At 37.7% G+C, this 22578-nt stretch carries 27 protein-coding genes and 1 tRNA gene; 21 read left to right on the forward strand and 7 right to left on the reverse strand.

The window, feature by feature from the left end; all coding sequences use genetic code 11:
• Positions 1-56 precede the first annotated feature (56 nt).
• Entirely contained in the window at positions 57-1490 is a 1434-nt protein-coding gene (locus tag JK629_RS02165) for an SDR family oxidoreductase (protein WP_202337003.1), read from the forward strand.
• Here the strand turns inward: JK629_RS02165 and ctlX are convergent.
• Positions 1487-2389, reverse strand: coding sequence for a citrulline utilization hydrolase CtlX (gene ctlX, locus JK629_RS02170; protein ID WP_202337968.1), 903 nt, complete (start codon positions 2387-2389; stop codon positions 1487-1489). The genes JK629_RS02165 and ctlX overlap by 4 nt on opposite strands.
• Before the next feature lie 138 nt (positions 2390-2527).
• Between ctlX and JK629_RS02175 the strand changes: the two genes are divergently transcribed.
• The 5 genes from JK629_RS02175 to JK629_RS02195 all read left to right on the forward strand — a co-directional run bounded on the left by JK629_RS02175 (position 2528) and on the right by JK629_RS02195 (position 5981).
• Positions 2528-3022: a DinB family protein gene (locus JK629_RS02175; RefSeq protein WP_202337004.1), complete on the forward strand. Its 495-nt coding sequence runs from the start codon at positions 2528-2530 to the stop codon at positions 3020-3022.
• Positions 3023-3100: 78 nt separating this feature from the next.
• Positions 3101-3538 (forward strand): thioredoxin family protein, encoded by a 438-nt coding sequence (locus JK629_RS02180; protein WP_202337005.1) that lies wholly within the window; start codon positions 3101-3103, stop codon positions 3536-3538.
• A 1-nt stretch (position 3539) separates the two neighbouring features.
• Positions 3540-4523: an FAD:protein FMN transferase gene (locus JK629_RS02185; RefSeq protein WP_202337006.1), complete on the forward strand. Its 984-nt coding sequence runs from the start codon at positions 3540-3542 to the stop codon at positions 4521-4523.
• Entirely contained in the window at positions 4523-4738 is a 216-nt protein-coding gene (locus JK629_RS02190) for a DUF4266 domain-containing protein (RefSeq protein ID WP_202337007.1), read from the forward strand. The genes JK629_RS02185 and JK629_RS02190 overlap by 1 nt, the downstream gene beginning before the upstream one ends.
• Positions 4739-4745: 7 nt before the next feature.
• Positions 4746-5981, forward strand: a complete 1236-nt coding sequence (locus JK629_RS02195) for a DUF3570 domain-containing protein (protein WP_202337008.1) — start codon at positions 4746-4748, stop codon at positions 5979-5981.
• Between the two features lies 1 nt (position 5982).
• On the opposite strand, the gene JK629_RS02200 is transcribed toward JK629_RS02195, so the two are convergent.
• From JK629_RS02200 to JK629_RS02220, 5 genes are all read right to left on the reverse strand, one after another.
• Entirely contained in the window at positions 5983-6360 is a 378-nt protein-coding gene (locus tag JK629_RS02200; protein ID WP_202337009.1) for a hypothetical protein, read from the reverse strand.
• A 130-nt stretch (positions 6361-6490) separates the two neighbouring features.
• On the reverse strand, positions 6491-6889 hold the full coding sequence (locus JK629_RS02205; protein ID WP_202337010.1) for a rhodanese-like domain-containing protein: 399 nt from the start codon (positions 6887-6889) through the stop codon (positions 6491-6493).
• A gap of 13 nt (positions 6890-6902) precedes the next feature.
• On the reverse strand, positions 6903-7214 hold the full coding sequence (locus JK629_RS02210; RefSeq protein ID WP_202337011.1) for a rhodanese-like domain-containing protein: 312 nt from the start codon (positions 7212-7214) through the stop codon (positions 6903-6905).
• A 100-nt stretch (positions 7215-7314) separates the two neighbouring features.
• Positions 7315-8010 carry a thioredoxin family protein gene (locus JK629_RS02215; RefSeq protein WP_202337012.1) on the reverse strand — a complete coding sequence of 232 codons (696 nt, stop codon included), beginning with the start codon at positions 8008-8010 and terminating at the stop codon, positions 7315-7317.
• 5 nt (positions 8011-8015) lie between these two features.
• A complete protein-coding gene (locus JK629_RS02220; RefSeq protein WP_225626094.1) occupies positions 8016-8612 on the reverse strand; it encodes a TlpA disulfide reductase family protein in 597 nt (198 codons plus the stop codon).
• A gap of 262 nt (positions 8613-8874) precedes the next feature.
• On the opposite strand from JK629_RS02220, the gene JK629_RS02225 reads away from it, so the two are divergent.
• From JK629_RS02225 to JK629_RS02270, 11 genes are all read left to right on the forward strand, one after another.
• Positions 8875-10302 (forward strand): anthranilate synthase component I family protein, encoded by a 1428-nt coding sequence (locus JK629_RS02225; RefSeq protein ID WP_202337013.1) that lies wholly within the window; start codon positions 8875-8877, stop codon positions 10300-10302.
• 2 nt (positions 10303-10304) lie between these two features.
• The gene (locus JK629_RS02230; protein ID WP_202337014.1) at positions 10305-10871 is read left to right on the forward strand and encodes an anthranilate synthase component II; all 567 of its coding nucleotides are present in this window, start codon (positions 10305-10307) and stop codon (positions 10869-10871) included.
• A complete protein-coding gene (gene trpD, locus JK629_RS02235) occupies positions 10872-11864 on the forward strand; it encodes an anthranilate phosphoribosyltransferase (RefSeq protein ID WP_202337015.1) in 993 nt (330 codons plus the stop codon).
• Between the two features lie 83 nt (positions 11865-11947).
• Positions 11948-12730 (forward strand): indole-3-glycerol phosphate synthase TrpC, encoded by a 783-nt coding sequence (trpC, locus tag JK629_RS02240; protein WP_202337016.1) that lies wholly within the window; start codon positions 11948-11950, stop codon positions 12728-12730.
• Positions 12727-13362 (forward strand): phosphoribosylanthranilate isomerase, encoded by a 636-nt coding sequence (locus JK629_RS02245; protein WP_202337017.1) that lies wholly within the window; start codon positions 12727-12729, stop codon positions 13360-13362. Before trpC ends, JK629_RS02245 begins: the two co-directional genes overlap by 4 nt.
• A 61-nt stretch (positions 13363-13423) precedes the next feature.
• The gene (gene trpB / locus JK629_RS02250) at positions 13424-14605 is read left to right on the forward strand and encodes a tryptophan synthase subunit beta (RefSeq protein WP_202337018.1); all 1182 of its coding nucleotides are present in this window, start codon (positions 13424-13426) and stop codon (positions 14603-14605) included.
• A gap of 1 nt (position 14606) precedes the next feature.
• Entirely contained in the window at positions 14607-15374 is a 768-nt protein-coding gene (gene trpA, locus JK629_RS02255; protein ID WP_202337019.1) for a tryptophan synthase subunit alpha, read from the forward strand.
• 84 nt (positions 15375-15458) lie between these two features.
• On the forward strand, positions 15459-15587 hold the full coding sequence (locus JK629_RS15575) for a hypothetical protein (protein WP_262896517.1): 129 nt from the start codon (positions 15459-15461) through the stop codon (positions 15585-15587).
• Complete coding sequence (locus JK629_RS02260) at positions 15587-15718, forward strand: 30S ribosomal protein THX (RefSeq protein WP_202337020.1); 132 nt, start codon at positions 15587-15589, stop codon at positions 15716-15718. Before JK629_RS15575 ends, JK629_RS02260 begins: the two co-directional genes overlap by 1 nt.
• 219 nt (positions 15719-15937) lie before the next feature.
• Entirely contained in the window at positions 15938-17251 is a 1314-nt protein-coding gene (locus JK629_RS02265) for a hydroxymethylglutaryl-CoA reductase, degradative (protein WP_202337021.1), read from the forward strand.
• Between the two features lie 2 nt (positions 17252-17253).
• Positions 17254-18156 carry a GYDIA family GHMP kinase gene (locus tag JK629_RS02270; protein ID WP_202337022.1) on the forward strand — a complete coding sequence of 301 codons (903 nt, stop codon included), beginning with the start codon at positions 17254-17256 and terminating at the stop codon, positions 18154-18156.
• Positions 18157-18211: 55 nt separating this feature from the next.
• Here the strand turns inward: JK629_RS02270 and JK629_RS02275 are convergent.
• Positions 18212-18284 (reverse strand) — tRNA-Phe (locus tag JK629_RS02275).
• A 144-nt stretch (positions 18285-18428) separates the two neighbouring features.
• Here JK629_RS02275 and JK629_RS02280 point away from each other — a divergent pair.
• From JK629_RS02280 to lptC, 4 genes are read left to right on the forward strand one after another with little or no spacing between them, the layout of a single operon-like run.
• Positions 18429-19157 (forward strand): type III pantothenate kinase, encoded by a 729-nt coding sequence (locus JK629_RS02280; protein ID WP_202337023.1) that lies wholly within the window; start codon positions 18429-18431, stop codon positions 19155-19157.
• Positions 19157-20395, forward strand: coding sequence for a hypothetical protein (locus tag JK629_RS02285; RefSeq protein WP_202337024.1), 1239 nt, complete (start codon positions 19157-19159; stop codon positions 20393-20395). The genes JK629_RS02280 and JK629_RS02285 overlap by 1 nt, the downstream gene beginning before the upstream one ends.
• A gap of 19 nt (positions 20396-20414) precedes the next feature.
• Positions 20415-21779, forward strand: coding sequence for a tetratricopeptide repeat protein (locus JK629_RS02290; protein ID WP_202337025.1), 1365 nt, complete (start codon positions 20415-20417; stop codon positions 21777-21779).
• Positions 21780-21781: 2 nt separating this feature from the next.
• Positions 21782-22360 (forward strand): LPS export ABC transporter periplasmic protein LptC, encoded by a 579-nt coding sequence (lptC, locus tag JK629_RS02295; protein WP_202337026.1) that lies wholly within the window; start codon positions 21782-21784, stop codon positions 22358-22360.
• The last annotated feature ends 218 nt before the right edge of the window (positions 22361-22578 follow it).

Below are 22578 nucleotides of genomic sequence, written 5' to 3' on the forward strand. Positions count from 1 at the left end.
GGGTTTTTAACTATTGTTTAATTATTAAAATTTATCTTTAAACAAAATATTTTAAATTGAAAATTCTACTCACAGGCGCCAATGGATACATTGGTATGCGATTGCTTCCCGAACTTTTGGAAAACGGACACGATATAATTTGTGCCGTCCGGGACAAAAATAGGCTTCCGCTCGATTCGGAAACCACGAAAAAGGTAACCGTAATTGAAGTAGATTTTGCCGATGAAGTAAACACCGAATCATTCCCAAAAGATATTGATGCCGCTTATTATTTAATACACTCGATGAGCGGCTCCACCAAAAATTTTGATGAAGTTGAAGCCCGATCTGCAGAAAACTTCAATAAATATATGGCTTCCACTACTGTAAAACAGGTTATATATTTAAGTGGTATTATAAATCAGGAAGAACTTTCAAAACACCTTTCTTCCCGAAAAAAAGTAGAGGAAATTTTATACAAAGGCAACTATAACCTTACTGTGCTACGTGCGGGAATTGTTGTGGGCAGCGGCAGTTCATCGTTTGAAATCATCAGGGATTTGTGCGAAAAATTGCCTGTAATGATCGCTCCAAAATGGTTAAAGACTAAAATCCAACCCATCGCCATTCGCGATGTGATTGCATTTCTTTCGGGCGTATTGGATAACGAAAAATGTTTTAATCAATCTTTCGATATTGGCGGGCCGAATGTATTGACCTATAAGGAAATGTTGATGAAATATTCAAAAATCCGGGGACTGAAACTTTGGATAATTTCGGTTCCGGTTATGTCGCCACGGCTTTCTTCGTATTGGCTGTATTTTGTAACTTCAACTTCATATAAACTCGCTGTAAATCTCGTGGACAGCATGAAAATGGAAGTTGTGGCAAGAGATAATAAATTGCAGGAAATTTTAAACATAAAGCCTATTTCATACGAAGAAGCAATAAAAAAAGCATTTTTGAAAATTGAACAAAACCTCGTGATTTCCAGTTGGAAAGATTCATTAGTGGCCGGAAGAATTTCAAATTTGAAAGAATATATCCAAGTGCCAAAATATGGTTGTCTTAAAGACAAAAAAGTATTGAATGTAGATGACCCCGAAAGAGCGCTAAACAATATATGGGCAATTGGCGGAAAACGCGGATGGTACTATGGAAATTCACTGTGGAAAATCCGCGGATTTATGGACAGATTGGTAGGTGGAGTGGGTCTTAGACGCGGAAGAACGCACCCAGACCAAATTTATACAGGTGATGCACTGGACTTTTGGCGTGTGCTCTACGCTGATAGGGAACGTAAGAGACTCCTACTTTTTGCTGAAATGAAACTTCCTGGCGAGGCCTGGCTGGAATTCTGCATTAATGAAAACAATGAATTAATACAGACCGCCACCTTTAGACCCAAAGGTTTGTGGGGCAGACTGTATTGGTACTTGATGCTGCCCTTCCACTATTTCATTTTTGGTGGAATGATACGAAATATAGCCAAAGCAAAAAATATAGCTTAAGCCTTGGGCAGAAAAACTTCGGCCATCATACAGCGAGCGCTTCCGCCACCACAAGTTTCAATGGTGTGAAGGTCACTGCTTAAAATTTCACAATGTTTTTCTATGGCAGCAATTTGCTGTTTCGACAAACTATTATGTGCAGCTGCACTCATTACCAAATATTTTTTGTCTCGCCCCTGTACTTGAAGCATATTGCCTGCAAAGTGATGCATTTGGCCTTCGGTGATTGTGATAATTTCCTTGCCGTCAGTTTTTAAGTGCTGTACCACATTTTTCTTTTCCTTAGCATCATCAATCGTGTCCAAGCAAATCACACAGAATTCTTCCGCAAGGCACATCATTACATTTGTGTGATAGATAGGCAATCGCTTGCCATCCACCGTTTGGTTTGCAGTAAAAATTACAGGCATGTATTCAAAATCCTCACAAAATTCAATAAGCAATTCTTCATCAGCGCGTGGTGATAGGGCGCAATACGCCTTTCGGTTTACACGGTCCATCAAAATACTTCCTGTTCCTTCAAGAAAAAAGCCTTCGTCTTCGGCAGGAGTATAATCGTAAATATTATTGATTTTGAAACCTTCGTTCTCTAAACGTATCAAAACTTCCTCACGCCTTTCACGACGGCGGTTTTCGGCAAACATGGGATAGAGACCTACATCGCCATTTTCGTGAAAACTGATCCAATTATTCGGAAAAATGGAATCTGGCGTATCCATCCTTGAATCATCATTTTCAACAATCACGTTTACGCCCACGCCTCGTAACTTTTGCACAAACGCATCAAACTCTGCCTGGGCTTTGGTATTAATTTCAGCATTCTTTAGCGCTATGTCTTCCTGAAAAAAATTGTTTACTGCCGTTTGTTCGTTCATTCGGAACGCAACCGGACGAATCATTACGATGGTATCTGTGATTTGTCTTGCCAATTGAGAAAAATTTAGGCTGCAAATTTACAGGAATTTCCTGTTGAAAAAATGCTTTTAAATGGGTAAATTAGTTGTGCAAGAAAATACATTTTTTAATACCGAAAAACTATGGATACTATAAAAAATTTAATGGACGAACTTACTGAGGAATACAACACCACTAAAAAATTTCTGAATAACTTTCCAAAGGATAAAAACGATTATGCGCCACACAAGAAAAGCATGAAGCTAATGGATTTAACTACGCATATTGTTGATATTTTTGGCTGGCCTCAGGTGATATTGAATACAGACTATTTGGATTTTGCCGATGGCTACCACCCCGAAAAAATGGACGGTAAAGAAAATTTGCTACAACAGTTGGAAAAACAGTATATAGCTGGCATAAAAGCTTTGGAAAGTGCATCGGAAGAGGATTTAACGCCTGATTGGAGCATACGGATGAACGGCCAAAAAATAATGGAATGGAGCAAATATGGAGCAATTCGTCACGGTCTTAACCAAATCACACACCATAGAGCACAACTGGGGGTGTATTATAGATTATTGGATATTCCGGTACCGGGAAGTTATGGGCCATCGGCAGATGAGCAAAACAGGTAGATAAATTTTGCGGCAAATTAAATTCACCGCGGCACTAATTTTGAATATAATACGTTATTAAAAAATTAGATACCCCCTATGAAGAAAATCATTTTATTAGTTGCTGTAATTTTTTGCTCTTTTAAACTTTCAGCCCAAGAATGGCAGACCGATTTTGAAACCGCAAAACAAATTTCTTCTGAAGAAAACCGCCCAATAGTCCTTGTTTTTCAAGGAAGCGATTGGTGCGCCCCCTGTATAAAATTGGATCGTGAAATATGGAGTTCCGAAGAATTCAAAGCATATGCAAAAGACCATTTTGTTATGTTGCAAGCAGATTTTCCCAGAAAAAAGAAAAACTCCCTTCCCGATGTCCAGCAGCAAAAAAACAATCAGCTTGCTGAAAAATACAACAAGCAAGGTTACTTTCCTTTTGTAGTTGTTCTTGATAACGAAGGCAACGTATTAGGCGAAGCAGGTTATGAAAAAACTACCCCCGCTGCATATATCGAAAAACTTGAATCGTTTGTGAAATAATTTGAAAAAAGCAATTCCTATATTAATAGCACTGCTTTGTGTGAATTTTACATTCTCACAAGAAATTTTCAAACGGACTTTAAAATTGATGGGCAGCCGTTTTGAAATTACAGTGATAGCAACAGATTCCATCGAAGCAAACACTTACATTGACGCGGCTGTTGTTGAAATAACCCGTATTGAAAAACTTATTTCCTCTTGGGATCCTGCTTCACAGACTTCAGAAATAAATCGAAATGCCGGCATAAAACCTGTAAAGGTTGATGAAGAACTCTACAATTTGATTGGCCGCTCCGTTGAAATTTCAAAATTGACCGATGGTGCTTTTGATATCAGTTTTGCCTCGATGGACAAAATCTGGAAGTTTGACGGCAGTATGACTCAAATGCCTTCCGAGGAAGCCATAAAACAATCCATTTCAAAAGTGGGCTATCAAAACATTCTACTTGATCCTGAAAATTTGACGGTTTTTTTGAAGTTGGAGGGAATGAAAATAGGTTTTGGGGCCATAGGGAAAGGCTATGCGGCCGATAAAGCCAAAAAATTGTTGATGGAAAAAGGTGTCAGTGGCGGAATCATAAATGCCTCCGGCGATATGAACACTTGGGGAACACAACCCGATGGAGAGTTTTGGAAAGTGGCAATTACAAATCCCATGGACAAAAGCAAGGCTTTTGCTTTGCTACCTTTAAACGAAAATGCTGTAGTAACTTCTGGTAATTATGAGAAATATGTTACCTTTAATAACATCCGTTACACACATATAATTGATCCACGTACAGGCTATCCCGCAACTGGAATTATTAGCGCAACAGTTTTTGCGCCTAAAGCCGAAATTGCCGATGCCCTGGCCACTTCAATTTTTGTGATGGGAAAGGATGTTGGTATTGATTTTATCAATCAACTCCCCAAAATAGAATGTATCATTATTGATGAAAAAGGTGAGATCTTCACTTCTGAAAATATAGAAATAGCGCATAAATAATGAAAAAAGCAATAATACTTTCAAGTGTAATTTTGATGGGCTTTTTAAGTTCCTGCACGGTGGTAAAAGAATACCAAAAGGTAAATTTAAACGACCCTGATATGGTCTTGGGCGACAAGCCCGTTGACAGGTTTGAAATTAATGCGCAGGCATATCGCGAGGCTGCATCAGGAGCTAACGGAGGTAAAACAGGCGGCGGTTGTGGCTGTAATTGATGTTTTTATGAAAAATCTATTCAGCTTATTTATCCTACTTTTTTCGGCAACAATTTTTGCCCAGGATTCAACTTCAACCTACAAAAAACGCGTGCTACAAGCCCCAGAAATAGATTTTCTTGTAAGCTACTACAGTCAAGATGGTGAAAATGCTGCAGTAAGTGGTGGTATTGGTACTGAGAAACTTACAGACTTTACTCCAACTATCGTTGTTGCTATTCCATTAAATGACGATGATGTTTTAACAATAGATGCGGGCGTTTCAGCCTATACATCTGCATCCTCAAGTAACGTAGACCCTTTTGACAGCAATAATCCAGCAGATCCTTTTGTAGCGTCATCAGGGGCTTCAGCAAGCGATCTTTGGGCAGGTGGAAATTTTAGCTATTCCCACAGTAGCGATGACCGAAATGATATTGTGAGCGCCAAGGTTTCCGTTTCTTCGGAATATGATTATTTCTCATTAGGTTTTGGCGGAAGCTATACCAAACTTTTTAATGAAAAGAATACCGAAGTAAGCGTGCATGCCAATGTATATTTGGATACCTGGAAATTACTATACCCGATAGAGTTGCGAGAGTCTTCAAATTTTATTGGTTTGGATAAGAAAAACAGAAACTCCTATTCACTTGGATTTGGGTTTTCACAAATATTATCAAAAAACCTTCAAGGGATGCTTTCTCTAGATCTGGTTCAACAGCAAGGTCTTCTATCCACACCATTCCAAAGGGTTTATTTTAGCGATCTTTCCGATCGTTTTCGTGAAAATTTTCAACTGGCTGATGATATTGAGAGATTACCGGATACTCGATTTAAAACTGCTGTGGGCGGAAGGTTGAATTATTTTATTAATGAAATGTTTGTTTTAAGAACCTATTATCGTTACTATTTTGATGATTGGGGAATAGCCTCGCACACTGCTAGTATTGAAGTTCCTATAAAAATCTCGGATAAATTCACTTTATATCCTAGCTATCGTTTTTACAACCAGACTGCGGCAGACTATTTTTATCCATATGAAACAGCTTTGTCAACCTATGAATTTTACACTTCAGATTATGACCTTTCAGAATTTTCGGCAAACCAATTCGGTTTCGGAGTTGGGTATACAGATATTTTTACAAAGCTGAAATTGGCAAATTTTGGGCTGAAAAGTGTAGATTTAAAATATGATTACTATAAGCGTGACAGTGGCTTGCATTACAGTCTAATTTCCGCAGGGTTTAAATTTATAGGAAATTAAATTAGGCACTCATAGCATCATCTTCGTTTGGAAGATATTCATCATATTTCAAAAGTAGTTTTTTATAAAAATTGGTTTGAAGATGACCGTCTTCAATGCAACCATCAAGAGTCTCCTGCAAATTTGTATACCCCACCAAATCTGCAATAGCTTCATTTATATCAAAAAGTCGTAACGGATTTGTGGTTAATGGCTTGGTATTCCAAATAGAAATTAATTCTTCCTGATAATCAATATTTACATCAACAGCGTTGAAATAAAACTTAAGCAAAGACACATGCAGTTGTTCAAATTCCTTTGTAGGACGAATATCGAAATTGCAACTATGCGCCACAAGTTGGTGCATTTTTAGTTGTATCCTATTTTTTATTTCTTTCATAACTTCTTTATTCGCACAAGTAAGATACATAAAGTAACTATATATAATTTTTACAAAAACTCTTTTTAGCGAGAGTTTAACTTATATTCCTCTAATGAGTTAAAAAATTAGGAAAGCAATTAACAGGCTTTTAATTTTTTGTTTGAAGACCTTGACTCTCCCAATTCAAAAAGCCGCCTTCCATATCATAGATTTCCTTAAAGCCCATATCCTTCATTATTTGGGCCGCTCTAGCGCTTCTTTTGCCGCTTCTGCAGTATAAATAAACAGGTTCATTTTTATCAAGTTTGGCAACTTTCTCCTTAAAATCATCGTCTGTTACGCAAATATTCTGGGCAGTTTTCAAATGGTCTTCCCCATATTCTTCTTGGGTACGTACATCAACCAGTTGAAGGTTTTGATTATCATTTACTGCTTTATAAACCTCTTCTGGGGAAATTACTTTAATTTGCTGTGCAGTTGTATTTTCTTTACATGACGTAAAAAAAAGCAACATTGTTAATCCAAAAAGAAAAGCTATATTTTTCATAATAAGATATTTTTTAATCTGTTATTTCACCATCCCATTCCATAATTCCACCTTTTAAATTGTATGCATTTTTTATACCAATAGAGTTCATTAGCATACAAGCCTGACCGCTTCTTCCGCCAGAACGACAATAAACATAGTAATTTTTTTGTGTATCCAACTCCTTTACACGCTTAAGGAATTCAGCGCCGTTATAAATATCTATCTGTACCGCTCCTGGAATATATCCTTCTTCAAATTCAGCATCGGTACGCACATCAATTATTACTGCATTGTCATCGTTCTTAAGCTGTTCGCTCCACTGTTCTTGGGTCAAGTCTGCCATATTGTAATTTTTTTTTGTAAAAATAATAAATGCCAAGGGTTTATAAATAAAAAAACCGAAAACAAATGTTTCCGGTTTTTAATAATTATGTGCAAAGCTATTATTGTTTTACAGAACAGCCAATGGCCTTGGTTTCTTTTACTGAAACCTCCTTGCCCGCCAGCAATTCATTTACGGCATTCGCCAAAAAGCGATCTTTCACTTCAGAAACGTTACGTACATTATCATCGATAGCACCAATGTATTTTACGATGTTTTTTCCATCTTCCTTTTGAAGTAGATAAACGTGGGGCGTTTTGGTGGCGCCATATTTGGCATAAACCGTTTGGCTTTCATCAAATAAATAGGGAAAGGTAAACCCGGCCTCCTTCGCTTTTTGCTGCATCAACTCGTACGAATCATCGGGCTGAACGGCAGGATTGTTCGGATTTATAGCTATTACGGGATAACCTTTGGCTTTAAATTCCTTGTCCAAACCAACAATTCTTTCTTCGCTCGCAACCGCGAATGGGCAGGTATTGCAGGTAAAAATCACGATAAACCCTTTGGCATCCTTATAATCTGAAAGGGAAACCATTTTACCATTTACGTCTTTCAATTTAAAATCAGTTGCTTCATCGCCAATGCTGTAGCCATAATTTGCAGTTGGAGTAGGGATTTCAGTAAATACAGGTTGTACTTTTTGGTTTACCGCAACTTCAGCGGTATCGTTTGTAGGTTCGTTTTTACAACTGCTTAAAGCGATAAAACCTATTGCCGCCAAGGCCAAGCCACCAAATATTTTGATTGTTTTCATATTTTTTATTTTTTTAAAAATGCTTTTAACTCAGTTTCAAGTTCTTCAAAAGTGAAGCTTTGTTCGTAAAATTTCCTTTTCTTTTTATTATAAATAATTGTTGCTGGAATGGCGCCGCTCCACTCCTTTGAAACCCGCGGGATCCAATTATTAGCGTCCGGATCATCCAATAATACAACTTCAGACTTTATGTTATTCTTTTTATTGAAAGGAATTACTTGACTTTCAATTTTATCAGCAAAATCAAGGCTAACCAAAAGTACCTTTACTTTTTTAGAAGAATAATCCGCAGAAATTCTTTCGAAAGCGGGCAGTTCCTTTACGCAAGGTTTGCACCACGTGGCCCAAAAATTTATCACATAAATTGAATCGTTATTCTTTTGAAAATATTTCTTCTCAAGTTGGTCAAAATTGAAGGAAATTATCTTTCCTGAATTGGGATTTTCATCATTATTCTGAAGGTTTTTAACTTCGGCAAGTTCTGAAACCAAACCTGTCGATTGGCGTTCATTATTTTCCCCACAGGAAAAAATTAAAATTGAAAAAAATATAATTACCCCTATTTTCATCGGCCAAAAATATTGAAATTCAGTTGATTTCATTTATGCGTTAACGTTTGATTAGTAGTGTTGCGTATTTGGAGTTTGTTACACTTTAAAACTTTATTCTTAAAGTTTACAATATTGGGAATCCTTTTTCAAAAAAATATCTATATTCGCAACGAAATAATGAACAATTTTACACAAAATACTTGGTGGTGGAAAAACTTACGGAAAACCTCGTGAGCGGAACACCTGTAGTATAAAATATACGAAAAGGCTTGTCAATCACGACAAGCCTTTTTTTATTCAAATATTTTACGAAATGAAATACAATTTAAAAACATATTCAAAAAAACTGCTGGCAGACACGCTTACGCCGGTTTCGGTGTATTTGCGCTTGCGCGATAAATTCCCGAATAGCCTTTTGCTTGAAAGTAGCGATTATCACGCCAATGACAATAGTTTCAGCTACATCTGCTTTAACCCAATTGCTTCCATAAAAGTTCAGAATGAAACCATTTTTCAGCAATTTCCCGATGGAAAAAATACAATTATTGATTTAAAAAGTCCCCCTTCGAAGGGGGATTTAGGGGGATGTTCACCGAGTGTTCCAACTATTTTGAACGAATTTGCTGCCTCCTTTTCTTCGGAAAAAAGCAATTTCAAGGTCATAAACAATGGTCTTTTCGGTTTTATGGCATTTGATGCCGTGCGTTATTTTGAGGATATTGAACTTCACAAAAAAGAGGAAAATCTTGAAATGCCCGATTTGTTTTATGCGGTTTACCAAAACATCATCGCGATAAATCATTTCAATAACGAAGCGTATATTTTTGCCCACACATTTGAAGCTGAAAATAATATTCCACAGATAGAGCAGATTTTAAAATCGAAAAGTTTTGCTGAATATCTTTTTCAGAGAAATGGGGAGCGCACTACCAATTTAAACGATGAAGATTTTAAGAGTTTAGTCCGAAAATGCAAGGAGCACTGTCAGCGCGGCGATGTGTTCCAAATTGTACCGAGCAAGCGGTTTTCGCAAAAATTTACTGGTGATGAATTCAATGTTTACAGGGCTTTGCGAAGCGTAAATCCTTCACCTTACCTTTTCTATTTTGACTACGGAAATTTTAAAATCTTCGGAAGTTCACCCGAGGCGCAATTGGTTGTAAAAGGAAATACTGCAGAAATCCACCCAATCGCGGGAACTTTCAAACGCACGGGAAACGATGAGCAGGATGCCGAACTCGCCAAAAAACTTGCTGAGGATAAAAAAGAAAACAGCGAACACGTAATGTTGGTCGATTTGGCGCGAAACGATTTAAGCCGACACGGTACAAATGTGAAAGTTGAAAATTATAGGGAAGTTCAGTTTTTTTCGCACGTAATCCATTTGGTGAGTAAAGTTACTGCTACCAAAAATCCAAATACTTCAACAATGCAGATTGTCGCCGATACTTTTCCCGCTGGAACCTTGAGTGGCGCACCAAAGCACAAAGCGCTGCAACTTTTGGAAAAATATGAAAACAGAAGCCGTGAATTTTACGGTGGCGCCATCGGTTTTATGGATTTCAAAGGTAATTTTAACCATGCGATTATCATTCGCTCATTTATGAGCAAAAACCACACATTGCATTACCAAGCGGGCGCTGGTGTGGTTTCTGGAAGCAATGAGGAAAATGAATTACAGGAAGTTTATAACAAACTCGGCGCACTTACAAAAGCGCTGGAATTAGCGGAAAGTATATAGCTATGAAAATATTGGTAATAGACAATTACGACAGTTTTGTTTACAATCTAGTTCATTATTTAGAAGAATTGGATTGTGAGGTAACCGTAAAACGTAATGATAAATTTTCGCTTGAAGAAGCAGAAAACTATGATAAAATCCTGCTTTCACCGGGCCCCGGAATTCCAGAGGAAGCAGGTTTGCTGAAAGAAGTGATCCAAACATACGCAACCTCAAAACCTATTTTTGGCGTGTGTTTGGGGCAACAGGCAATCGGGGAAGTTTTCGGTGGAAAGCTGGAGAACTTGAGCAAGGTTTTTCACGGCGTTGCCACAACGGCCACAATTATAAAGGAAGATGAACCTCTCTTCAAAGGAATTGAAAAGGAATTCGAAATAGGCCGTTACCACAGTTGGGTTGTTTCAAAAGAAGATTTTCCAGAGGTTTTGGAAATCACTTCCGTAGATGAAAATGGGCAGATTATGTCCGTCCGTCATAAGCTTTATGACATTTGCGGAGTACAGTTCCACCCCGAAAGTGTGCTTACTCCAATGGGCAAACAGATTATTAAAAATTGGATTGAAAGCTAAATGAAACAGATTTTAAATAGGTTAATAAACCACGAACAACTCAGCAAAACTGAGGCTCGCACTGTTTTGGTAAACATTTCCGAAGGGAAATACAACCAAAGCCAGATTGCCGCTTTTTTGACGGTTTACATGATGCGGAATGTGAGTTTGGAAGAACTGGAAGGTTTTCGAGATGCTTTGTTGGACCTGTGTTTGGCGGTAGATTTCAGCGAATACAACTCCATCGATTTATGCGGTACGGGCGGTGACGGAAAGAATACGTTTAATATTTCAACATTGGCATCATTTGTAACTTCAGGCGCTGGTGTCAAAGTTACCAAACACGGTAATTACGGGGTTTCATCCGTTAGCGGAAGTAGTAATGTGATGGAAGCGTTGGGAATAAAATTCAGTAATGAAAAGGATTTTTTAAAGCGTTGTTTGGACGAAGCGGGAATCTGCGTGTTGCACGCGCCACTCTTCCACCCTGCGATGAAAAATGTTGCACCAATCCGCAAGGAATTGGGCGTAAAAACTTTTTTCAATATGCTCGGGCCAATGGTGAATCCAGCCTTTCCGAAAAACCAATTGGTCGGCGTTTTCGATTTGGAATTGGCACGAATGTATGGTTATCTCTATCAAAAAAGCGAGAAAAATTACGCTGTGCTGCACGCAATGGATGGCTATGATGAAATTTCGCTGACAGGAACAGTAAAAGTGATTTCAAAAGCTTCGGAAACTATTTTGAATGCTTCAGATTTCGGGGTGAAGCAGATTGAGGAATCTGAAATATTCGGTGGCGAAACGGTGAAGGATTCTGCAACAATTTTTCTGAATATTTTAAACGGAAATGGCACCGAAGCCCAAAATAATGTGGTCTGCGCAAATGCCGCAATGGCGATTTCTGTAGTTCAAAATTGTACAATTAAAGATGGTTTTGAAAAAGCCAAAGAATCTTTACAATCTGGAAAAGCCCTGAATTCATTAAAGAAATTGCAGGAATTATCAAATTAAAGCAGAATCAGGAACCAAGAAACACGAACCACGACTCAATACTCAATACTCAATACTCAATACTCAATACTCAATACTCAAAAATGACAATTTTAGATAACATAACAGCCTACAAACAAAAAGAAGTTGTCGCAAAAAAAGAAGCAATCCCAACTCGTTTGTTGGAGAAATTTCCACTTTTTGCAAAGGAAACCAAATCATTGGCGGAGGCTTTGCGAATTTCCACAACGGGAATTATTGCCGAGCACAAACGCCGTTCGCCCAGCAAATCGGTGATTAACGACAAGGTTTTGTTGCCCGAAGTGGTTTCGGGCTATGAAAATGCCGGCGCAAAAGGAGTTTCGGTTCTAACGGATTCCAACTTTTTTGGTGGTTCGCTCGATGATCTTTTGGTTGCTGAAAAAACGGTTTCCATTCCTATTCTACGGAAGGAATTCATCATCGATCCCTATCAGATTTACGAGGCAAAAGCTTACGGTGCCGATGCTATTTTGTTGATTGCGGCTTGCCTTTCAGCGGAAGAATTGAAACAGTTTTCTTTTTTGGCAAAAAATTTAAAACTCGATGTTTTATTGGAAGTCCACAATTCCGAAGAGCTTCAAAAATCACTTTTGCCCAATGTGGATATGATTGGCGTAAACAATCGAAACCTTAAAAATTTCAAGGTAAATATCGACATCAGCAAAAAACTGTCCGAAGAAATTCCACCCGATTTCTTAAAAATTTCCGAAAGCGGAATTAGCGATGTGGAGAAAATAAAAGATTTGAGAACCTACGGTTTTGAAGGGTTTTTGATTGGTGAAAATTTTATGAAAACCGAAAATCCCGGCGAAACCGCAAAACAATTTATAGAAAAACTGAGATGAAACCATTGCTGAAAATTTGCGGAATTACACACAACATTGCTGGAGTTGCCGAGCTTCAGCCAGATTATTTGGGTTTCATTTTTTATGATAAAAGTCCGCGTTTTTTTGAAGGTGAAATTTCTTCACTTCCACTCGGAATAAAGAAAGTTGGTGTTTTTGTGGACGAAAAAGTTTCAAAAATTATTGAATTATGCATAAAGTATTCTTTGGATGTAATCCAACTTCACGGAAATGAAACGAAAGAATATGTGCTCGACTTGCAGGGTTATTTGACTTTGTATTGTCCAGATGTATTGATTTGGAAGGTTTTTAGCGTTGATGATAATTTTGATTTTGGGCAATTATCGGTTTTTGAAAAAAAAGTGGATGCATTTCTTTTTGACACAAAAGGAACCGAAAAAGGTGGAAACGGCTATACTTTCAATTGGGAAATTCTTAAAAATTATCCTTCAAAAAAACCATTCATTTTAAGCGGTGGAATTGGTTTGCAAGAAATTGATTCCCTTAAAGAATTATTGAAAACAAACCTTCCAATCCACGCAATTGATGTGAACAGTAGGTTTGAAACTGAGCCGGGAATGAAAGATGTTTCAGCTTTAAAAGTATTTATCGAAATATTGAAACACGACTGAAATGAACCACGAACAAAGACACAAGAACCAAAACTGAATACTCAATACTCAATACTAAAAAATGAATTATAACGTAAACGAAAAAGGCTATTACGGCGAGTTTGGCGGCGCATACATTCCCGAAATGCTGTACCCAAATGTGGAAGAACTTCGGCAGAATTATTTAAAGATAATGGCCGAGGAATCTTTTCAAAAGGAATTCCGACAACTGCTGAAAGATTACGTGGGCCGGCCAACACCGCTTTATTTCGCGAAACGTCTTTCGGAAAAATACGGTACAAAAATATATTTGAAGCGCGAAGATCTTTGCCACACCGGCGCACACAAAGTAAACAATACCATCGGCCAGATTTTAATGGCGAAACGGTTGGGAAAAACCCGAATAATCGCCGAAACAGGCGCCGGACAGCACGGAGTTGCAACCGCAACGGTTTGTGCTTTAATGGGTTTGGAATGCATCATTTTTATGGGTGAAATCGATATAAAACGGCAGGCACCAAACGTAGCCCGAATGAAAATGCTGGGCGCAAAAGTGGTGCCCGCCACCAGTGGCAGCAAAACACTAAAAGATGCCACAAATGAAGCTATTCGAGATTGGATAAACAATCCAATTGACACACATTATATAATTGGAAGTGTTGTTGGTCCGCATCCGTACCCTGATATGGTGGCACGGTTTCAAAGCGTAATTTCAGAAGAAATAAAAACACAGCTCAAAGAAAAAGAAGGACGTGAAAATCCAGATTTTGTGGTAGCCTGTGTGGGTGGCGGAAGCAATGCCGCAGGGGCTTTTTATCATTATTTGAATAAAGCGGAAGTCGGAATTATTGCAGTTGAAGCCGCGGGAAAAGGCATTGACAGCGGCGAAAGCGCGGCAACCTCGGCTTTGGGAAAAGTGGGGATTATTCATGGTAGTAAAACGTTGTTGATGCAGACTAATGACGGACAAATTACCGAGCCCTACTCTATTTCCGCAGGTTTGGATTATCCAGGGGTCGGACCTCTGCACGCCCATCTTTTTGCAAGTGGCCGCGGGGAATTTATATCAATTACTGATGACGAAGCAATGCAGGCAGGACTGGAGCTTTGCAAACTTGAAGGCATTATTCCCGCCATTGAAAGCAGCCATGCGTTGGCGATTTTTGAGACCAGAAAATTTAAAAAGGACGATGTGGTTATTGTGAATTTGAGCGGCCGTGGGGATAAGGATTTGGATACATATATAAAACATTTCAATTTATAAGATGAACAGAATTCAAAACAAACTTTTAGAAAATAAAAAACTCCTTTCAATATATTTCACCGCAGGCTACCCAAAATTGGAAGACACCGTTGAAATTCTTCAACAGTTGGAAAACAATGGTGTAGATATGGTTGAAATCGGTTTGCCCTTTAGCGATCCGTTGGCCGATGGACCAACGATTCAGGCGATTTCGCAAAAGGCTTTGGAAAATGGAATGACTACAAGTTTGCTTTTTCAGCAATTGAAAGATATTCGAAAAACGGTTTCCATTCCTTTGATAATTATGGGGTATTTCAATCCGGTGCTTCAATTCGGGATAGAAAATTTCTGCCGAAAATGTGCTGAAGTTGGTATTGACGGTTTGATCCTACCCGATCTTCCGTTGTCGGAATTTCAGGTAAATTATGTTGAAATCTTCAAAAAATATGGGTTATTAAATATCTTTTTGATCACGCCCCAGACTTCCGACGAACGCATCCGGCAGATTGACGCAGCTTCCGAAGGCTTTATTTATATGGTGAGCAGCGCGAGTGTTACCGGAACCTCTTCAGGTTTTGGAAATGCTCAAGAAGAATACTTTAAAAAAATTGCTTCGCTTTCACTTAAAAATCCACAGATTGTTGGTTTCGGAATAAATAATTCCAAAACATTTCAGCAAGCAACAAAATATGCAAAAGGCGCAATCATTGGGAGTGCGTTTATTAAAATGCTTTCAGAAAAAGAAATAGCAGGAATTTCAGCGTTTGTGGGTTCAATTTGGAAGGTTTAACCATTCTTTAGCAATGGTTTAAGGGAATTTGTGATTTGGTTTCTCTATTTTAGGTATTCAATTATAAACGAAAAAAATAATACTATGGCTAAGAAATTTGAAAGAGATACAGAGCAAAAACATCCAACAAACCCAACTGGAAAGACCAATAAGCAAACTAATGAGTTTGATATAGATAAGAAAACCATTAAAAAACAACAAAACAAAAAATAGTGGGTAAAGGTGACAAAAAAACTAAACGTGGAAAGATAAACATTGGAAGTTTCGGAAAATTGAGACCGAGACGCAAAAAATTCAATATCCGCCCAAAACCGACCAAAGACGCACAAAAAAAAGAAGCTTAAAATAAATTGACTTTTCCGCTGTCTCAATTTTTTGACAGTGGAAATCTCCAAATGGAAATCCATCGATATATTTTAATTTGATCATGGATATTTCGTTTTAAGTTGAATGGAAAGGGTTTTTAAGAACAAATTTTAGTTCTTAAAAACCTTTTCTTTTTACAAGATTCCGAAGAAACCACACTGAAACATTATCTTTGCCACTAAATGACACTTATTTAAATGAACCAACCTGTTTCTGGATTTTCAAAAAAAACAAAAGCCGAAAAAATTGATTGGCTTGCAAAAAATTACTTGCAAAGCAATTCTGATTCCGTTCAAATTCTAAAAAAGTATTGGAATGAAGATGCACAATTGCAGCAACTTCACGACGATTTTATAGAGAATACCCTTTCCAACTATTACCTGCCTTTTGGCATTGCACCTAACTTTTTGATTAACGGAGAACTATTTGCCCTGCCCATGGTAACGGAAGAAAGTTCAGTGGTAGCTGCCGCTAGCAATGCCGCGAAATTTTGGTTGGAACGTGGAGGTTTTAAGACCAGCGTGATTTCTACTGAAAAGAACGGGCAAATTCATTTCAATTTCTACGGAGATGAAAAAAGCATGGAAACATTCTTTGAAGTTGTAAAACCAAAACTTCGCAACAGTATTGAATCCATTGAAAAAAACATGAAAGCGCGTGGTGGCGGACTGTTGGATCTTTCATTAGTAGATAAATCGCATATTTTAGAAGGTTATTTTTACATTCACGCTACTTTTGAAACTTTAGATGCCATGGGGGCTAATTTCATAAACAGTTGTTTGGAGCAGATGGCGCATACTTTTGAGGAAGAAGCCCAAAATTTTGAAACATTCCAAAAAAAAGAAACCTATCCGGAAGTGGTTATGAGCATTCTTTCTAATTACGTTCCTGAGTGTTTGGTGCGTGCGGAAGTAAGCTGCAAAGTGGAGGAACTTACCACAAAACATTACGAAGGCAGGCAATTTGCTGAAAAGTTTGTACGCGCCATTGAAATCGCCAAAACAGAATCGCGGCGTGCCGTAACACATAACAAAGGAATTATGAACGGAGTGGATGCGGTGGTTTTGGCAACAGGAAATGATTTTCGCGCTGTGGAAGCCGGCGTACACGCATACGCTGCCCGAAACAGTTATTACAGCAGTTTGACACACGCAAAAATTGAAGAGGGGGTTTTTACTTTTTGGATTGAATTGCCTCTGGCAGTAGGTACCATTGGTGGATTGACGTCGCTTCACCCATTGACCAAACTGGCTTTTGAAATTCTTCAAAAACCCGATGCAAAGCAATTGATGGAGATTTTGGCAGTCGCCGGACTGGCGCAAAATTTTGCCGCTGTGCGTTCTTTGGTAACAACCGGAATCCAAAAAGGACATATGAAAATGCACTTGATGAATATTTTGAATCAATTAAAAGCTACTAAAGAAGAAAAAGAAAAAGCGATGGACTATTTTAAAGAAAATGCGGTTTCACATAGCGCTGTAGTTTCTTTTCTAGAAAAGTTGAGAAAATAATTATGCAAAAGTTCCACAGCAACGGAAAATTATTGTTAACGGGCGAATATGTGGTGCTGAAAGGAGCAACGGCCTTGGCCATTCCCACTAAATATGGGCAATCTTTGGAAGTTGATTTTTCAGAAAAAAAAGAAATTTACTGGAAAAGCTATGACGAAAATGGATCTGTTTGGTTTGAAGATTATTTTGACTTAAAAAATTTAGAAGTCTCAAAAAACAGGAATAACATTTCAAAAACGCTTTCAAAAATACTTTGTGAAGCCAGAAAACTAAATCCCACATTTCTTTTGGAACAAAATGGGTTTAATGTAAAAACAAAACTGGATTTTCCGCGCAATTGGGGTTTGGGCACTTCTTCAACATTAATAAATAATATTGCACAGTGGGCAGGTGTAGACGGCTTTGCGCTACTCGCCAATAGTTTTGGCGGCAGTGGTTATGATATTGCCGCCGCACAAAATGACACTCCTATTTTATATGAGTTGAAAAATGGAAATCCTGAATATAGAAAAATACATCTTCCGTGGGATTTTACGCGGTCTTTATTTTTTGTGCACTTAAATAAAAAACAGGACAGCAAAAAAGAGGTTACGAGATTTAAAAAGACTTCAGTAGATAAAAAAGTCCTTCAAAGAATTTCAGATATCAGCAATAAATTGTTGGTATGTTATTCCCTTTCAGACTTTGAAAAATTGATGAATGTCCACGAAGAAATCATTTCAAAAAATATTAAACTCCCCACAATCAAAGAGCAACTTTTTAGTGATTATTCCAGAGCAATAAAGAGTTTGGGGGCTTGGGGCGGAGATTTTGTTTTGGCTACTGGAGAGGAAAATGAAATGGATTATTTCAAGGAAAAAGGGTTTGGGACAATTATTCCTTTTGGTGAAATGATGAAGCAATAAACTCTAAACAAATATTTTAAAACAAAAAACCCGAAACAGTTGTTTCGGGTTTTTGTGGTGCCTCCAAGAATCGAACTAGGGACACACGGATTTTCAGTCCGTTGCTCTACCAACTGAGCTAAGGCACCATTATTGAGACGGCAAATATAAAGCTATTTTCGTTTTTGCAAAACAATAATTAAAAAAATAAAAAGATTATCTTCTTCAATTTAATAGAGCCTTAACAATTACTTCATTAGCGTAGTTGTATTTTTATCGCCTTATTCACAAAAATGAATCTCGTAATTGATGTTGGGAACACGTTGGTAAAGCTTGGCGTGTTTGATTCTGGAATTTTAAAGCATAAAAAAACCTGTGTTAAATCAGATTTTTTGGCCACACTTGCTGAATTTTTTGAAAACTTTCCAGCTATTGCAGATTGCATTGTTTCTTCAGTTTCAAATCTTTCAGAACATCAGTATTCAAAAATACAGCAATACTGTAGTGTTTTATTTTTAAACCACGAAACAAAAGTTCCCTTTACTAATAGGTACGGCACGCCCCAAACATTGGGAATTGACCGTATTGCATTGGTAAGCGCAGCTGCACATCTATACGCTCAAAAAAATGTTTTGGTAATTGATGCAGGAACATGTATTACCTATGATTTTCTGAATTCTGAAAACGAATATTTTGGAGGAGCCATTTCTCCCGGTATGTTATTGCGATATAAATCTTTACATACATTTACTGATAAACTACCATTATTGGAGGCAAACAATCCTAAGTTATTTATAGGCAACACTACAGCTACGTCTATACATTCGGGCGTAGTGAATGGGGTTTTGTACGAAATAGAGGGCTTTATTGAAGCTTATAAAAAAAATTACGACAATTTAACAGTTATTTTAACAGGAGGAGACGCACATTTTTTGCGAGAAACCATAAAAAATGACATCTTTGCCAACTCAAATTTTTTATTGGAGGGCTTGAACCATATTTTAGAATATAACAAACATTGATGTTTAGACAAATAGTAGTCGGTTTATTTATACTTATTGCAGGTGTAACAGTGGCCCAGGAAGGAACCACATCTCCATATTCATATTATGGTATAGGAACCTTAAAATTTCGCGGAACCGCTGAAAATAGATCTATGGGAGGTTTGGGCGTTTTTTCTGATAGTATCCATATTAATCTTCAAAACCCTGCTTCATATGCAGGTTTAAGATTGATTAATTTTTCAGTGGGAGGCAGTCATAAAGCGTCAAAGCAGAAAACAGAAACCGATAGCCAAAATACTTCTACCACAACGCTTGATTATATTGCGATGGGTATTCCCACGGGAAAATTCGGAATAGGTTTTGGAGTAATTCCATATACTTCCGTAGGCTATGATTTCAATTCAGAATTGCCAGACGGGCTTACCCAATATGAAGGCAGTGGAGGGCTAAACCGAGCTTATCTTTCGTTAGGTTATCAAGTAACTACAGAGCTTAGTGTAGGTATTGACGCAAACTATAATTTCGGAAAGATAGAAAACACGGCCACTACTCAAAAAAGCGACCTACAGTACGGCACCCGAACATTTAATAGGTCTGATGTATTGGGTTTTAGTTTTAATTTTGGAGCCATGTATAAAAGAATGGTTACTGATAACCTACAACTTACCGGTTCTGTAACATTTACACCGGGCACCAATTTTACTTCAGAAAACTACAGAAGAATTTCGACAGTGTCTATAATACCTGCGGGAATATTCACTATTGACGAAAGAGAAATCACAGTGGCGGATACAGACTTTACTTTTCCTTCACAAATTACTGTTGGCGCTGGCATAGAAAGACCAAAATATTGGGGAGTTGGCGCAGAATTCACCAATCAAAAAACCAGTAATTTTACAAATCGTGCCTTTACTATTGATAATGTGAGCTATGAAAATGCCTCTAAGTTTCGCTTGGGAGGTTATTATATACCCAATTATAATTCTTTTGGAAATTATTTTAAAAGAGTGATTTATCGTGCTGGAGCAAGGTTTGAACAGACCGGCTTAAATGTGAATGGACAAGACATAAACGAGTTTGGCATATCTTTTGGACTAGGGTTGCCCGTAGGCCGATTATTCTCTAATATGAACTTAGGAGTTGAAATCGGAAGACGTGGAACCACCGACTTTGGCTTGATTCAAGAAAACTTTATTAACACCTTTTTAAGCTTCTCTTTAAATGACCGTTGGTTCGAAAAAAGATTATATGATTAATACCAATAAAAAAAATACCATGAAAACAAAATTTGTTCTATTATTCACAATTCTACTACTATCCTTCTCGGGAAAATCATTTGCACAAGCTCCTGATGATTGTGCAATATCACTTTCTTATTTTACAGAGCCGGCTAAAATAAAGAATTACGAAGCTGCTCTTCCCCATTACGAGAAATTGATAAAAGAATGTCCAGATTACAATCTTGCTATCTACCAATATGGCGTAAAGATGTTTGAATACTTCATTGAAGAAAAAGGCGATAAAAGCAAAGTTGAAGACTTAATTCAGGCATACAGATTGAGATTGCAAAACTTTCCTGAGCAAACCAAGGAAGGGGACGTTCTTGCAACAATTGCTCAAATAAAATTTGACAATAATCTTGGATCAAAGGCAGAACAATTCAAAGCATTTGATGAAGCTTTTACAAAATATCCAGAAGATTTCACCAGCGGAAAAAGTTTATATACATACTTTTCCCTGGCTGTAGATTTGTACAATAGCGGAGAAAAAGACCTTCAGGAAATTTTCAACCTATATGACGTAGTGATCAGCAAAATAGATTCTGAAAAAAATAGTCTTGCATCAAAACTTACCCCATTAATGGATAAGGAAGAAGCAGGAAATACACTAACCGACAAAGAGAAACGCGCAAAAGATGTTTATGACAACAACTTGGGGGTGTACGCTACTGTTGAAGGAAGTGTAAATGCAACATTGGGTAAATTAGCAGATTGTGACAATCTTGTTCCTTTCTACGAAAAAGACTTCGAAGCAAAAAAGAATGATATTGATTGGTTAAAATCTGCAAGTAACAGACTGGATGCCAAAGATTGTGAAACGCCTCTTTCAAATAAATTGGCAGTTCGCCTTCACGAATTGGAGCCAAGTTCTACCTCGGCCTATTTATTAGGAAAACAAGCTGAAGCGGAAGGTAAAGCTTCAAAAGCACTAGAATACTTCAACCAAGCGGCAGATCTTGAAAAGGATAATTCCAAAAAAGCAAGAATTTATTACAGTATAGCCGAAAACTACCGTAAAAAAGGAAGCTACGGAACCGCAAGATCTTATTACAATAAAATGATTGATGTAAAACCATCGGCAGGTATTGCCTATTATAAAATTGGTTCCATGTATGCAGACAGTGCAAACAACTGTGGCACCACTGTATTTGAAAAAAGAGCTATGTATTGGCTTGCTGCCGACATGATGGACAAAGCAGCCCGTGTTGATGGTACCGTTGCAGGAAATGCTCGTGCCGCCGCAAGCAGCTATAGACAACGTGCCCCGCAAGCTAGCGATATCTTTTCTGAAGGAATGGCGGGAAAAACCGTTACCTTTAACTGTTGGGTTGGCGGAAGCGTTAGAGTTCCTAACTTATAAGAATGTACACCGCAATAAATATGTTTAAAAGCGTGATGGCCCTGGTATTGGCCATCACGCTTTTTGCATGTGAAAGTAATTACCAAAACGTTAAAAAGATGAGTCTTTCAGATGGCGCTCCAGTAGCTGAAGGAAAAGACATCAACTTTAAATACACTGATTCTGGAAAATTGGTGACAAACCTTTTGGCTCCCAAACTACTGGATTATTCAAACTTGGAATTTCCATTTAAAGAATTTCCCAATGGCATTGAAGTTCGATTTTGGGATGAAAAAGGAAAAAAAAATACGGTAACGGCAGATTATGCCATTCAATTTGACAACACTGGTTTAGTAGATTTACAGGACAATGTTGTGGTAATAACAGCAGATAGTGTGGTTCTAAAAGCAAATCAGCTTTATTGGGACCAAAAAAATAAATGGGTTTTTACAGACCAACCTTACCAAATTAAATTTAAGGACGGCTCATATAATGATGGCGCCGTGGGGTTTGACAGTAGCGAAGATTTTACTACCTTCCTATCCAGAAAAAACCAAGGAGTACAATTAGTAGACAAAACCAAAAAAGAAGATGCTAACTAAAGTTTACCGTTTTTTTGAATACGTTTATCTTATTATTGCAGCATTTTTTGCATATGAAGCTATAAACAATTGGAATGACGCCCCCAACAGGGCCTACTTATTTATATTCTTTGTTATTCTTGCTGTCTTTATGTTCTTTTTTAAAAGAAATTTTCGAAAGAAAATGGAAGAACAGAATAGAAAATAGTTGGTTTTGTAGACCAAAAGCTTAAATTTCA

Source organism: Aequorivita iocasae (assembly GCF_016757735.1).
In the GTDB taxonomy this organism is placed as follows: Bacteria; Bacteroidota; Bacteroidia; order Flavobacteriales; family Flavobacteriaceae; genus Aequorivita; species Aequorivita iocasae.

Coding starts and splice junctions, on each gene's coding strand:
- ctlX (WP_202337968.1), bottom strand. CDS start 2,389: ATGATTCGTCCGGTTGCGTTCCGAATGAACGAACAAACGGCAGTAAAC.
- JK629_RS02175 (WP_202337004.1), top strand. CDS start 2,528: ATGGATACTATAAAAAATTTAATGGACGAACTTACTGAGGAATACAAC.
- JK629_RS02180 (WP_202337005.1), top strand. CDS start 3,101: ATGAAGAAAATCATTTTATTAGTTGCTGTAATTTTTTGCTCTTTTAAA.
- JK629_RS02190 (WP_202337007.1), top strand. CDS start 4,523: ATGAAAAAAGCAATAATACTTTCAAGTGTAATTTTGATGGGCTTTTTA.
- JK629_RS02195 (WP_202337008.1), top strand. CDS start 4,746: ATGAAAAATCTATTCAGCTTATTTATCCTACTTTTTTCGGCAACAATT.
- JK629_RS02200 (WP_202337009.1), bottom strand. CDS start 6,360: ATGAAAGAAATAAAAAATAGGATACAACTAAAAATGCACCAACTTGTG.
- JK629_RS02205 (WP_202337010.1), bottom strand. CDS start 6,889: ATGAAAAATATAGCTTTTCTTTTTGGATTAACAATGTTGCTTTTTTTT.
- JK629_RS02210 (WP_202337011.1), bottom strand. CDS start 7,214: ATGGCAGACTTGACCCAAGAACAGTGGAGCGAACAGCTTAAGAACGAT.
- JK629_RS02215 (WP_202337012.1), bottom strand. CDS start 8,010: ATGAAAACAATCAAAATATTTGGTGGCTTGGCCTTGGCGGCAATAGGT.
- JK629_RS02220 (WP_225626094.1), bottom strand. CDS start 8,612: ATGAAATCAACTGAATTTCAATATTTTTGGCCGATGAAAATAGGGGTA.
- JK629_RS02225 (WP_202337013.1), top strand. CDS start 8,875: ATGAAATACAATTTAAAAACATATTCAAAAAAACTGCTGGCAGACACG.
- JK629_RS02230 (WP_202337014.1), top strand. CDS start 10,305: ATGAAAATATTGGTAATAGACAATTACGACAGTTTTGTTTACAATCTA.
- trpD (WP_202337015.1), top strand. CDS start 10,872: ATGAAACAGATTTTAAATAGGTTAATAAACCACGAACAACTCAGCAAA.
- trpC (WP_202337016.1), top strand. CDS start 11,948: ATGACAATTTTAGATAACATAACAGCCTACAAACAAAAAGAAGTTGTC.
- JK629_RS02245 (WP_202337017.1), top strand. CDS start 12,727: ATGAAACCATTGCTGAAAATTTGCGGAATTACACACAACATTGCTGGA.
- trpB (WP_202337018.1), top strand. CDS start 13,424: ATGAATTATAACGTAAACGAAAAAGGCTATTACGGCGAGTTTGGCGGC.
- trpA (WP_202337019.1), top strand. CDS start 14,607: ATGAACAGAATTCAAAACAAACTTTTAGAAAATAAAAAACTCCTTTCA.
- JK629_RS15575 (WP_262896517.1), top strand. CDS start 15,459: ATGGCTAAGAAATTTGAAAGAGATACAGAGCAAAAACATCCAACAAAC.
- JK629_RS02265 (WP_202337021.1), top strand. CDS start 15,938: ATGAACCAACCTGTTTCTGGATTTTCAAAAAAAACAAAAGCCGAAAAA.
- JK629_RS02270 (WP_202337022.1), top strand. CDS start 17,254: ATGCAAAAGTTCCACAGCAACGGAAAATTATTGTTAACGGGCGAATAT.
- JK629_RS02280 (WP_202337023.1), top strand. CDS start 18,429: ATGAATCTCGTAATTGATGTTGGGAACACGTTGGTAAAGCTTGGCGTG.
- JK629_RS02285 (WP_202337024.1), top strand. CDS start 19,157: ATGTTTAGACAAATAGTAGTCGGTTTATTTATACTTATTGCAGGTGTA.
- JK629_RS02290 (WP_202337025.1), top strand. CDS start 20,415: ATGAAAACAAAATTTGTTCTATTATTCACAATTCTACTACTATCCTTC.
- lptC (WP_202337026.1), top strand. CDS start 21,782: ATGTACACCGCAATAAATATGTTTAAAAGCGTGATGGCCCTGGTATTG.